The organism is Aporhodopirellula sallentina SM41, assembly GCF_000346505.1.
Taxonomy (GTDB): domain Bacteria; phylum Planctomycetota; class Planctomycetia; order Pirellulales; family Pirellulaceae; genus Rhodopirellula; species Rhodopirellula sallentina.
On record NZ_ANOH01000090.1, the window covers coordinates 1 to 13718 of the forward strand.

General features: G+C 56.7%; 7 protein-coding genes and 1 pseudogene. 6 read left to right on the forward strand and 2 right to left on the reverse strand.

The window, feature by feature from the left end:
• The first annotated feature begins 341 nt into the window (after positions 1 to 341).
• From RSSM_RS04850 to RSSM_RS04865, 4 genes and pseudogenes are all read left to right on the forward strand, one after another.
• Positions 342 to 1814 (forward strand): arylsulfatase, encoded by a 1473-nt coding sequence (locus tag RSSM_RS04850; RefSeq protein ID WP_008675188.1) that lies wholly within the window; start codon positions 342 to 344, stop codon positions 1812 to 1814.
• A gap of 45 nt (positions 1815 to 1859) precedes the next feature.
• Positions 1860 to 3353 (forward strand): sulfatase family protein, encoded by a 1494-nt coding sequence (locus RSSM_RS04855; RefSeq protein ID WP_008675190.1) that lies wholly within the window; start codon positions 1860 to 1862, stop codon positions 3351 to 3353.
• 371 nt (positions 3354 to 3724) lie between these two features.
• Positions 3725 to 5188, forward strand: coding sequence for a sulfatase-like hydrolase/transferase (locus RSSM_RS04860; protein WP_008675191.1), 1464 nt, complete (start codon positions 3725 to 3727; stop codon positions 5186 to 5188).
• 110 nt (positions 5189 to 5298) lie between these two features.
• A pseudogene (locus RSSM_RS04865) lies at positions 5299 to 7471 on the forward strand (right-handed parallel beta-helix repeat-containing protein).
• 381 nt (positions 7472 to 7852) lie between these two features.
• Here the strand turns inward: RSSM_RS04865 and RSSM_RS04870 are convergent.
• Together RSSM_RS04870 and RSSM_RS04875 are read right to left on the reverse strand one after the other, a co-directional pair.
• Positions 7853 to 9775 carry a DNA gyrase/topoisomerase IV subunit B gene (locus RSSM_RS04870; protein WP_008675195.1) on the reverse strand — a complete coding sequence of 641 codons (1923 nt, stop codon included), beginning with the start codon at positions 9773 to 9775 and terminating at the stop codon, positions 7853 to 7855.
• Between the two features lie 89 nt (positions 9776 to 9864).
• Entirely contained in the window at positions 9865 to 12315 is a 2451-nt protein-coding gene (locus RSSM_RS04875; RefSeq protein WP_008675196.1) for a DNA gyrase/topoisomerase IV subunit A, read from the reverse strand.
• 237 nt (positions 12316 to 12552) lie between these two features.
• Between RSSM_RS04875 and RSSM_RS04885 the strand changes: the two genes are divergently transcribed.
• Both RSSM_RS04885 and RSSM_RS04890 read left to right on the forward strand, forming a co-directional pair.
• Positions 12553 to 13119 (forward strand): hypothetical protein, encoded by a 567-nt coding sequence (locus RSSM_RS04885; RefSeq protein WP_008675198.1) that lies wholly within the window; start codon positions 12553 to 12555, stop codon positions 13117 to 13119.
• 66 nt (positions 13120 to 13185) lie between these two features.
• Entirely contained in the window at positions 13186 to 13569 is a 384-nt protein-coding gene (locus tag RSSM_RS04890; protein ID WP_008675200.1) for a hypothetical protein, read from the forward strand.
• Positions 13570 to 13718: the final 149 nt, after the last annotated feature.

Below are 13718 nucleotides of genomic sequence, written 5' to 3' on the forward strand. Positions count from 1 at the left end.
CTCAGCCCCCCGAAGTTTGGCGACATCGGCTATCTCGATCGTCAAAACGCTCTAACGCCGCTTCACTCTGCTGGTTGTTTGAACACTCAAAAACTTACGGCCCTTTACGGGTATTATTTTAGGCAACAACGTCTTCAAAACATGCGTTCCATCAAGGGTTTCGAGTGGACGCCAAACTACGACGCAAGGCGAGCGTACGCAAGTGAATAGTGCTGCGACAATTCGACAAGAAGACGCGGCAGCGAGCGTCGACAAACGACTCGGAATGCTCTAACAATTAGATCTGCAAACGGAAATCAATCACGCAATTCCCCTGTTCAAGTAACCTTTGCGATACGAACATGCGACAACTTCTTACGACCATTCTCTTGGCACTGAGTTTTTTGAGTTGCCATGGCGTTGCCAGCGCACTCGAGGGCAGCCGTCCCAACATCGTTTTGGTCATGACCGACGATCAAGGCATGGGTGACTTGTCTTGCATGGGTAACCAGGTCGTCCGAACACCAAACGTTGATCATTTTCGCGAATACGCCGTTCGTTTCACCGACTTTCAGGTCAGCCCCACGTGCGCTCCAACACGTTCGGCGATCATGAGCGGCAGGGCACCGTTTAAAAACGGCGTGACTCACACGATCCTGCAGCGTGAACGGATGTCCTTGGAAACTTTCACGGTCGCCGAAGCATTGAAAACCGCAGGCTATCGCACAGGCATCTTTGGCAAATGGCATCTCGGCGATGAGGACGATTACCTGCCCGGCAATCGCGGGTTCGATGAAGTCTTGATCCATGGCGCCGGTGGCATCGGGCAGGTCTCGCTAGGCGATTTTCCGCCAAACAAACAGAACGTCTACTTCGACAACGTTCTCTTGCACAACGATGAAATCGTCCAAACGAAGGGTTTTTGCACGGACGTTTTCTTTGACGCGGGGCTCGCATGGATCGATCGACACCGTGACTCGAAAGATCCGTTTTTCGCCTACATCGCACCCAATGCTCCTCACGCACCACTCTCAGCCCCTGAGGCATACAAGCAACGTTTTCTCGACCAAGGCTATGATGCGGGAACGGCCGGTCGATACGGAATGATCGAAAACATCGACGACAATTTCGGTCAGTTGATGAAGCGTCTCGGCGAATGGGGGCTTTTGTCCAATACGTTGGTGATCTTCATGACCGATAACGGAGCCACCCACCTCAGCGGCAAATTGCACGGCAAGAAAATCCGTCACTTCAACGCCAACCTCAAAGGCGGCAAAAACTCGCCCTATGAGGGCGGCACCCATGTTCCCGCGTTCTGGTATTGGAAGAACGTGTTCGAGGGCGGCAAGGATATCGATCAGCTCACCGCTCACGTGGACATCTATCCGACGTTGTGTGAACTCGCCGGTGCGGACTTGCCATCGGACAGTCAAACCCTCGACGGCCGATCGCTCCTTCCGCTGCTGAAATCACCGAACTCGGATTGGCCCGATCGCGAACTTTTTTTCCACTGCGGACGATGGCCGAATGGAAAAATGAGCGAGTTCCAATTTACCAAGTGCGCGGTACGGTCGGAGCGTTGGCGTTTCGTCAACAACGCGGAACTCTACGATATCAGCAACGACCCGGGCGAAACCAACGACGTCTCGGCAAACTACCCCGAAGTCGTATCGCAATTGAGAAAGTCGTACGACGTTTGGTGGAACTCACTTCGGCCGTATTTGGTCAACGAAGGACTGCCTCGCATCAAACCGGACCAACAGCCTCTCGCGATTCGCTACCACGAACAACTCCGCGAACGCGGAATCCCTGAGTGGGCCCCCAGCGACAAATAATCCCACTCGCATTTTTTCATAAACAGTCAAAGACAGGCCCCCCTGATGGATTTCCAATTCAATTGGTCGCATGGAACGTTCGTTCGTTTTCAGGCAGCAATCATTTTTCTAGTGATCGGCTCTTCGGCCGCGGCCGTCACCCACGCGGAAACGTCCCCGCCGAACTTTGTCATCGTGTTCGCGGACGACCTCGGCTACGGCGACCTCGGTTGCTTTGGTGCAACCAAGATCAAGACACCCAATCTCGATCAAATGGCCGAAGAGGGGATTCGATTCACCGATTTCTACGCCCAAACGGTCTGCGGCCCTTCACGCGCCGCGCTGATGACGGGTTGTTACCCGCTGCGCGTTGCGATCGAGCACAATCGAGTCGAGGTGCATCCGCATCTACACTCTGAAGAGATCACAATCGCCGAAGTCCTCGCCCCTCTGGGATACCAATCAATCGCGATCGGCAAATGGGATTTGGCAGGACATTCGCAATTGAAGTTTTCTCCGCATCTCCTTCCCACGCATCAAGGGTTCAACCGATTCTTTGGCACGCCGAGCAGTAATGACTCGATCGTCAATCTGCTCAAAGACGAAAAGATCGTTGAGAAAAGAGCCAACATGAGTCAACTGACGCGTCGGTACACCGATGCCGCGATCGACTTCATCAAAGAGAACAAACAACGCCCATTTTTCGTGTATTTGGCTCACTCGATGCCGCACGTAAAACTCGCGGTTTCGAAACAATTTGCGGGCAAATCGGCCGGTGGGCTTTACGGCGACGTGATTGAAGAACTCGACTTTCACGTCGGTCGCCTGTTGGATTTCCTCGAGGAGGAAGGCCTCGACGAGAACACGTATGTCATCTTCACCAGTGACAACGGTCCTTGGTTCTTTGGACGCAGCAAAGGACACATAAGGCGATTCGGCGACGACGCGGTTTCGTACGGAGGTTCGGCTGCGCCACTGCGCGGCGCGAAAACCAGCACGTGGGAAGGTGGCCTGCGAGTGCCGTTCATCGCAAGAGCACCGAAACGAATTCCGGCGGGCAGCGTTTGCCGGGAAGTCGCATCAACGATGGACCTGATGCCAACGCTCGCCAAACTCGCCGGCGGACAACCGCCAACGGATCGAGTGATTGATGGAAAGGACATTCGTCCTCTGCTGCACGCGGAGCCAAATGCCGAGAGCCCGACGGAGGCGTATTTCTTCTATCGACGCACGCGACTCGAAGCCGTTCGTTCAGGCAACTGGAAACTGGTTGTCCCCACGCCGGTCGACAAAACTTGGGCGCACTACAGCAAAGCATCCGACGCCATCGAGATCACTCAACCAATGCTTTTCAATTTGGAAAGCGACATTGGTGAAACCAAAGACGTCGCCGCGAGCCATCCTGAGATCGTCGCGACGCTGATGAAACACATCGACCGAGCGCGTCATGACATCGGCGACCACGATCGAATCGGCGAGCACGCAAGGTTCTTCGACGACCATCCGCGACGTCCCGACATTATGCCCCCATCGGAAAACGCATCAGCCAATCAGCGTTAGCCGCGGTTTGCATGGGGTAATCCACAGTGTCGACGCGAACCCCGCTATCTAACCACTTCGCAAAACCAAACGCCGTTGTCACCTAAAGAGAGGACAGACAGCCAACGGCAATCCGCTTAGTTTGATAGCTCGCGGTGCAAACGACGTTGCATCAAACAACGTCGATGACGCGCGGCAACCTCTCCCCATCTCTTGTTCACGAAGGCGTTTTGACGGCCTGCTGCTCCCGGCGCGACACGTGTCTTTCGGACAGATGAACCCTCGACCGATCGATGGCCGAGCGGTCCAGGGAAAGATCGTGCCCTCGGGTCGCACTGTCTACGCATCAGCGTCACTCTCCTTCCCCAGATCGATTCAAAAGCAATCGTCCCATGCATCATCATTCGTTTCGCGGCACTCGGATGCGATTCGCCGCGGTTTACTGTCTCGTTTGCTTGTTCACGATCCAACTCACGATCGTGTCGGCGTCGGACGCGAGCACGCAGCCGGGTGTGACTTCGCCCCCGAACGATGACGCTCGTCCGAATATTGTTTTTATCTTCGCTGACGATTGGGGATATGGTGATCTGAGTTGCCATGGCAGTTCGTTTTGCCTCACGCCCAACTTGGATCAAATGGCTGCCGAGGGAATCGACTTCACGAACTTCACCGTCAACAGCCCGGTGTGTTCGCCGAGCCGTGTGGCGGTGATGACCGGACAGTTTCCGGCACGACAATGCATCCATCAACACTTCGCCGGGGTCACGTCCAACCGCAAACGCGGGATGCCCGATTGGATGGATCCGAACGGTCCGTCATTGCCACGGTTGCTGCAAGCGGCCGGCTATCGCACGGGACATTTCGGCAAATGGCATCTCGGACGCGGTGCGAGTGCACCGAGCGAAGACGAGTACGGATACGACGCATTCGCAACATTTAACGGATCAAAGAAAAACGAGATCGCCAAAGACGGTCTCGCTTCCGTCGATCACGCCGAAGCATTCATTCGAACCAACAAGGACGTCCCGTTCTTCGTTAACCTTTGGCTTCACGAAGCCCACCTGGCTCACTACCCACAAGAACACTATCTCGAGAAGTTTCGGGAACTTGACGAACAACAGCGAGTCTACGCGTCCGTAATCGCGGAAGGCGATGAGGGCGTCGGACGCATTCTCAAGTTACTGCAGGAACTCAATCTCAGCACAGGCACGCTCGTCGTCTTTTCGACCGACAACGGTCCCGAGGCAACCCGCGGACAAAATGCCAGGATTCATCAACAGGGCGATCCGGGTCTTGGTGGCTACTACTCGGTCGGCGAATCAGGTGGTTTAAAAGGTAGAAAACGTTCGCTTTTCGCGGGCGGCGTGCGGGTTCCCTTTCTCGTTCGATGGCCGGGAGTCATCCCTCCAGGCAGGATCGACAGAACCTCGGTGATCACCGCCGTCGATCTACTGCCCACATTCTTACATGTGGCGGGGGTCGAGCTGCCCGCGAACTACACACCCGACGGCGAAAATGTTTTCAACGCGTTTCGGGGAACTCCGATCACGCGCACCCGCCCGATATTTTGGGAATGGAGGGGACCTGCGTCACAAGAATACACCTGGCCCTCTTTGGGAGTCCGCGACGGACGTTGGAAATTGGTACTGAATCCCGACCTCGAAAAAGTGGAACTATACGACGTGAGCAGTGATTGGTCGGAAAGCCATGACGTCTCACGCCTGCATCCCGAAGTTGCCGATCAATTGACCCAAAAGATTATGGAATGGAAAGCGACACTTCCGACTGCTCCCAACGAGGCCTGCTGCGAGAACAAGAAAAACGCGAGAGCGTCGAAAAGGAACAAACACCAATAACACCGACGAACAATCTGCCGGAACCCCTGACGCTCAACAAAATACGCCCCTTCCTCCCCTCCCCATTCTCGGACGCCACCTCAAGGCTCTCACCCATTTCCCCCACGACCATGAAACCGACACTCTTTCTCGCGTTCTGCTTGTTACTCACAAATGGCTCGCTCGCCGTCTCGAAAGAGCCCGCGGCTACCGCCGACTTCTACGTTTCGCCGGAAGGATCAGACACGTGGTCGGGTACGATCGCAGATAAGAATCCGTCTGGAACCGACGGACCGTTCGCCACACTCGCAAGGGCTCGCGATGCGGTTCGAGAGCTAAAAACGAATCACTCGGGGGACGTCCATGTATTCGTCCGCGGAGGCACCTACGCTCTCGACGACACGGTCGTTTTTGGGATCGAAGATTCAGGTGATTCCGACACGACGATTTTCTACGAGGCCTATCCCGGCGAGACTCCTGTGCTCACCTCGGGACGCCCGATCGAGCAATGGCGAAGAGCGGATGACAATCTCCCCGGACTGCCGGACGCCGCTCGCGGCAAGGTCTACGTTGCGGACGTGACCGGATCATTCAAATGTCTCTTCGACGATCAAGGCTTGCTGCCGCGTGCCCGCTCGGCAGGTTTCATTCCAACGACACGTGGTAGTCGCAACCGACTGCACTTTCCCTCCGGAACATTGAGAGCGTGGCCGAACGTGACCGATGTCGAGGTCATCGTGCGACCTCACCATGCGTGGATTGTCAACGTGCTTCCGCTGAAATCAGTGGATGAACTATCGGGCACTGCGGAAACCTCAATCGATGCCACCTACGCAATGAACCGGCTTCATTTTCTACCGACAACAAAATCATGTTGGGTTGAGAACGTCCTCGAAGAACTCGACGAACCGGGAGAATGGGCGGTCAATACTCAAACGCAGAAACTCTACCTTTGGCCACGAAACGACTCGACTATTCTCGCCCCGCAGTTGATCGAACTGCTTCGTATCGAAGGAAGCATCGACAAGGAGGGGCCTGTTGACTCGCCCGTTGAGAACATTTATTTTCGCGGCATTCAGTTTTCTCACGGTGACCGCTACACGCTGACCAAGGACGATGCGGGACTGCAACACGATTGGGAGATGCACGACAAAGCCACCGCCCTCGTTCGAATGCGTGGCACGGAGAACTGCCGGATCGAAGGATGCCATTTCGTTCACAGTGGCGGCGGTGCGATCCGAGTCGATTTACACGGCAAGAAAAACCGAATCTCCGGCAACGACATCGAACACCTTGGCGGATCAGGCATCCTGCTCTGCGGATACGGACCGGGAACGAAAGATGTCAACGTCGAGAACCTTGTCGACAACAATCACATCCATCACGTCGGCCGAATCTATTCGCATTCCCCTGGGATCATGGTTTGGCAAAGCGGCGAGAATCGGATCGCCAACAATCTGATCCATCACACTCCGTATACCGGGATCATCGTGTCCGGATGCATGACGGAGTTCTTCGCCAAATCAGGTCGTGAACTGACGCGGACGATTCGTTGGCACGAGATCGGCGGAGGGCGGTCGAAGAAGACACTCGATGAAGTCAGGCCGTTCCTACACACGCATGACAACCTAATCGAATACAACGAAATCCATCACGTGATGGAAGAACTTGGCGACGGAAACGCGATTTACATCCGCGGCGCCGGGGCGGGGAACGTCATTCGTCGCAACTACGTTCATCACCTCGTCGCACCGATGATTATGCAGTGTGCTCTGCGAACCGACGGCGGACAACGTGACACGGTGATCGCTGAAAACCTGATCTACAAATGCACGTCGCAGGGCATCATGTTGAAGCTCAACACGCGTGTTGAAAACAACATCGTTGCCAACGTGATCGCCCCACCTCGCGGTTACTATTTGTCGGTTCGCGAAGGACCGCTCGACGATGCGGTGATCCAACGGAACATTTTCTACTCCGATCGCGCGGACTGCCACTTCATCGATGAACTCCCACCGGGAAAAGGTAAGAAGTCGGAGGACCGCCGAGGTCGCGCACTCGCTCGCGCGGCCGATGCGAACACGGACCGTAACATCTACTACTGCACGACCGACCCGAGCGTTGCGAAAGACATGCTCGAAAAAACAACAAAGCGACGGCGTGGATCAAAACAGTCTCGCGACTGATCCACTGTTTGTGGATCCCGAGAACGGCGACTTTCGATTCCGACCGGACTCACCGGCGTGGGAGTTGGGAATCGTTCCGATGGACGTCTCCAAGATCGGCCTCCGACGAGCCGATTGAGCGTCGTGTGCTGAGACGCCGTAGTGGATCTTGTTAAAGATCCTGCTGAATGAGGATCTTAACAAGATCCACTACCGGGACTGAGCTGAATCAACGACTCGTCGTGCATCACGATCAAGCACGAGGGTTCAAGGGCGCAGCAAAAGTCGCCGAGACTTTCGGTGATTCACGAGCCCTCCCGAAACTCTTGGCGGGCTGTTGATTTATTCGTTTAACGGGCAGCCAGAGGCGACCTACTTGCCACTGCCACGTCGCCTACGGCTACCGGTTAAACGAAAACAGGTTGACTCTTGATTAAATCGACAAACTCTTGGCGAGTTTCGCTACCCGAAGGCGAGGCTTTGGCGCGCCATTAGATTGAACCGGTAGAGAACAACTCCGTCACACGTCGATTTCGCTGGCGTCTTCGGCGCGTTCCATGATGAAGCGGAATCGTGCCGAGGCGTCGCGGCCCATCAGGTCGCTGATCGCTCGGTCGGTCTCGATGTGATCGTCAATCTCGACTTTCAGAAGACGTCGTTTGCTCGGGTCGAGCGTCGTTTTCCAAAGCACCTTCGGATCCATCTCGCCGAGACCTTTAAAGCGGGTGATCTTGGGTTCGGATCGACCGCCGTGCTCGCTGACGATCTCATCGCGGGCCTGTTCGTCGGCGGCCCAGTAGGTTTCTTTGCCGATGTCGACTCGGTACAACGGCGGCACGGCGATGAACAGTTTTCCTTCGGCGATCAACGCCGACATGTGACGATAGAAGAACGTCAGCAACAACGTCGTGATGTGGTGACCGTCCGAGTCCGCATCGGCGAGCAGGATGATTCGGTCGTAACGCAAATCGGCGAGGTTCACGTTCGGCCCGATACCGCAACCGAGCGTCGCGATCATGTCCTGAATTTCTTTGTTGTCGAGAATCTTCTTCAACGTTGCCGACTCGGTGTTGAGCACCTTTCCGCGGAGCGGCAGGATGGCCTGATAGTTCCGGTCGCGGCCCTGTTTGGCACTCCCACCTGCAGAGTCACCTTCGACGATGAACAGTTCCGAGCGGCCTTTGCCGCCCGATACGCAGTCGCCGAGTTTGCTCGGCAGCATGACGCGTTTGGATCCGCCTTTCCGCGAGACCGCTTCGCTCGCCGCACGCGATGCCGCCCGAGCACGCGCCGCTGCGATCACGCGAGCGATGATTCCGTCGGCAATGCTCGGGTTGTTGTTGAGCCATTGTTCCATCGCACCACGGACGTTCGATTCGACGACGCCGTGGGCTTCCGGGTTGTTGAGCCGGTCTTTGGTCTGGCCCTGGAATTGAGGTTCGGCGATGAAGATTGAAACGATCGCGATCAACCCTTCGCGGATGTCTTCGTGGGTGATTTTGACCCCGCGAGGCGTCAGGTCGTGCGTATCGATGTAGTTACGGACCGCTTTGACGAGACCGCCGCGGAAACCATTTTCGTGCGAACCACCGTTGCCGGTCGGAATCCCGTTAACATACGAGCGGACGTGTTCGTCGGTCGATTCGGTCCACTGCAAGGACACCTCGAGCCGTTCGTTCTCGTCGACGCGGTAGGTAAACGGGGCTTCGTGGATCGTGCGAGCCCCGCGTTCTTTGATGACTTTCGCGAGGTAATCAACGATCCCGTTTTCGTGCAGATAGGTGACCTTCGTACCGGCAACTTCATCGATGTAATTGACCTTCACACCGCGGTGCAGGAACGAAGCGGTTTCGAGGCGGGCTACGATCGTCTCGCTGTTGAAAGTCGTTTTGGGGAAGATCGTCGGGTCGGGTTTGAACGTGATGGTTGTCCCCGTTCCACGGACGGCGCCTTTCAGTTTCTGCAAACGTGAGGTCGCAACGCCCTTGGAAAATGTCATCCGGTACTGGGCACCGCCGCGTTTAACGACAGCGGTCAGTTCTTTGGAGAGTGCGTTGACGACCGATGCCCCCACGCCGTGCAAACCGCCGGAGGTTTTGTAGTTGGCCCCTTCGAATTTCCCGCCCGCGTGCAGAACAGTCAGCACCATTTCGAGAGCGGGCTTTTTCGTTTTCGGGTGTTTGTCGACCGGGATGCCGCGACCGTTGTCACTCACGGTGATCGTTTGACCGTCCTTATGCAGCGTCACTGTGATTTCGGACGCGTGCCCGTTCATCGCTTCGTCGACCGAGTTGTCGACGATTTCCCAGATCAGGTGATGCAGCCCCGCCGAGTTGACACCGCCGATGTACATCCCGGGACGCTTGCGAACGGGATCGAGTCCCTCGAGTGCGACGATGTCTTTAGCGTTGTACTGTGCGGCAGGTTTGGTAGCGGTGGACATGAATAATTTTGATTAGCGTGAAGCAATTTCGGATGGGGAGCGGAGTCGTGTCTGGGCCGGCTAGCGGGACGACGCACCGGCCGGCAAACCTACTCTTCGAAATTCTTAGGCGGTTCGATCGGGGCGTCGACGATCTCGGCGATCTTGCCGTTCTTCTGCAATTCGATACCGCGCCCGCCTCGTGAAGTCGTGCGGTACTTGGCCGTCGAGATCGTCTTCTTGGCACCGCGGTTGGTAACGACGGTCAACAGGTCACGATCACCGGTGGAAGGTTTGAAGCCGAGCAAGCGATCGCTCGCGGCGAGCTTCATCAACAGCACACCTTTCCCTGCACCGGAGAGATAGTTGATCTCGTCGACCGGACAGACCATCGCACGGGCATCGGCGGAAACAGCGAGCACGGTTTCGGTACCGTGGATCGCCATCACGTCGATGATCGAGGCACCGGCCTTCACGCGAGCAAACCGGCGACCGGCACGTGTGGACGGTTCGACGAAGCTCTGCAACCCGAAACGCAGCGAGTATCCGTCGCTCGACGCGGCGAGTGCATGCGTCTCGGGATAGTAATCCCCTTTGGGGTCTTCCTCGATGTTTCCGATGATGCGTGGGTCGAGCGACATCGCCGCAACGATCTTTTCGCCGTCTTTGAATTTGAACAGCTTTTGAATCGGTTCACCGAAACCGGTCGACGCGGGGATGTCTTGCATCCGAGCGGTGTAGCAAACGCCGAGCGAACTGAAGAAAGCGATCGTTTCGCGAGTGTTGCCGGCGACGCACGCGAGGATCTTATCGCCCTGCCGCAGTCGACTCTTGGACGGATCGGCAATCAGTTTTTGCCGTTTGACCCATCCGTCAACTGTGATCAAGACGTGGCAGTTTTCGGCGACGATGAAGTCTTCTTCGGTGTACTCGACTTCCTCCGTCGGCACCATGATCTTGCTGCGTCGTCGGGCATCCTTGTCACTTCCGTAGTCGTTGACCAACTGCGTCAGTTCATCGCGAACGATGTTCCATCGTCCCGAGGACGCGAAGTCTTCGTGGTCGTCGGCGAGCAGTTTTTCGATCTCGCGGACCCGTTTGCGTTTCGCTTTGAGTTCATCGAGGATCAAGTTGATTTCCAACCGGGCGAGACGATACAGCTTCAACTCGAGGATCGCGTCCGTTTGCTCGGCATCGAGTCCGCCTTTGGCCGCGGGAAACCGCTTCATGATCTTGGCGGCCGCGTCGGCTTTGCCTTCACTCGAGCGAATGATTTTGATGATCGTGTCGAGCGCATCAAAGATCAACGCGAGACCATCGAGAATGTGAATCCGTTTGAGCAGCGAATTCAGTTCGTTGGTCAGTCGTGCGGTTAAAACGTCAAAGCGGAATTTGAGGAAGTACCACAGGATCTCTTTGAGCGAGAGACGTCGTGGCGAACCGACCTCGGGGTTTTCCGTCGGCGTCAGGCACGTCAGGTTGACGTTGAAGTTGGTCTGCAGCGGAGTGTGCTTGTAGAGAAACGCGAGCACCTTTTCCGGGTCCGCGTTTTTCTTCAGCAACAGATCGACACGGATGTCTTCGCTCGAAAGGTCGCGGACCTCTTCGACCAAAGGCAGCTTGTTCGCATAGACCAACTCGGTGATCCGTTCGACCATCGTGGCTTTGTTGACCCCGAACGGGATTTCGGTGATCCGCAGGATGTCACCGCTCTTGGTCGACTCGGCGACTTCGCCGACGCCCCGCAGTTTGATCGTACCGGTTCCGGTCGCGTAGATCTCGCGCAGTTCTTCCTTCGTGTTGACGATCTGACCTCCGGTGGGAAAGTCCGGACCGTGGATCGCATCACCGGCGACGAGTTGGTAATCCTTGATCTCGGGGTCACGCAACAGTTTCAACAGAGCGTTGCAGACTTCCTTCAAATTGTGAGGCGGGATGTTCGTCGCCATCCCGACCGCGATCCCGGTCGCCCCGTTGACCAACATGTTGGGAACGCGCGACGGCAGCACGACGGGTTCTTCGCGGGTGCCGTCGTAACTCGGTTTGAACGCGACCGTCCGCGTCGACAAATCCCTGAGGACCTCCGACGCGATCGGCATCATTCGGCATTCGGTGTACCGCATCGCCGCAGCGTTGTCGCCGTCGATACTGCCAAAGTTGCCGCTGCCGTCGATCATCGGCATCCGCAGCGAGAACGACTGGCTCATCCGCACGAGTGCTTCGTAGATCGAGCTGTCGCCGTGCGGGTGATAGTTACCCATCACGTCCCCGACGACCTTCGCACACTTGCGGTGTTTCGCGGTCGAGTCGAGCCGCTGCTGGAACATCGTGTAGAGGATCCGTCGCTGGACCGGTTTGAGCCCGTCGCGGACGTCCGGGAGTGCCCGGGAGGTGATCACCGAGAGCGAATAATTCAGATAGCGGTCTTGGGCGGCCATCCGCAGCGGGATGTTTTCGATGTCATTAAACAGCGATTCGTCCGGAATCGCGCTCTGGGCTTTGCTCTTGCTGTTTTTGGATCTGCCGCGAGATGAGGAAGAGGAAGAACGCCGTTTTGCCACGCCTGGTGGTCCCTATCGAGTTAGTTTTCGAGAAAAATGCGAGGTTCAGGGGTTATAGCGACCTTCCGGCCGGTAGCGAAACCCTAACGGTCGAGGAAGATGTTCCGGATTTGTCGAATGCCCCTAAAGTGGCGATCGTCAGGAGGCCAGGCGGTGAATTGATTTTGCGGGGCAGAGGAGGCCGAAACCATCGGTAGGAATATCTACCCAGGTCGTCGTTCAAGGAGGAACGCGCACATGAAGCGAACAACCAATCGAGCCGTGGCGACGGCCTCAATCAGCACGCGACGTTTTCGAAAAGTCTTTCTCACGCTCGCCGCGTCCGCATCGCTGCTGACCGGAGCGTCGTCTGCGATGGCGTTTGGCGGCCACGGTGGCGAGCGGATTGTCAGCTCGCAAGTCGTCAGCGACGTCGCTGTCGGTGAAACCTACGAAGGCGGCGAATACGTCGGCGGCGACTGTGCCAGCGGAAATTGCGGCGGCAGCGGCGGATCCGGTGCGGTGCAAAACCGCGAATACGGCCAACCCGACCTGTTCTACAACTTTTACACCCAGGGCGGAGCCAACTCGGCCAACGCTCAGATGTACGTGGCACCGGTCCCGACGCCCCCACACGTCGGGCACACGTTCTACACGTACCAACCGTTTTACCCGCACGAGATGCTTTATAAGCATACCGACAAGTTTCACAACTATTATGACGGGGGTCGGGGAATGAACCGGACGCGAGTTTCGTACTCGTATCCACCGGTCAAAACAGCCGTCAGCAATTTCTACTGGAACGTGCTTCGGTTGCCCCGATAGCTCGCGGTTACGCCCTCATCGCCCCTCGAAACACAGGGAATCCTCTCTTAACGGGGAAACAATGTCATGATTCGAAGAACACTCCTCTGTCTCGCCGTGATCGCGGCCGCCTGCTCGTCGTCGGCAACGACGCCGAAGGCGGAAGCCAGCGACATTTACGGGATGACTCACGTTTGGAACCTAAATTACGCCCAAACGCGTCCCTGGCACGGCAATTACTACTACGCCCCTTACGGCCAGCCCACCGCGTTGGTCGTGCCGCCTACGGTCAGCATGCGGCAGACATACTCCTGGGGCGTCAGCCAAAACCTGATGTATCCAGTCCACCATCAGTTCGGCCGTAATGCGTCGAGCCCCGGTGCGGCTGCCCCTGGTCAATTCCAACCGACACCGAATTGGCCCAGCCACACGGACCAATTCGGAATCTACTACGTTCGCGGCCCGTGGTAGGCGTTCCTCTTGCCGATCGCTCGTCGTTTCCGCTTTTGCGGGTTCGGGCGATCTGGTGACCGAAGCCGCTCAGCCGTCATAACCTTCAAAGTCGTCTTGGGACCGCCATCCCGGGGCGACTTTTTTGCTGCGCGGTCGGCCGCTACTGT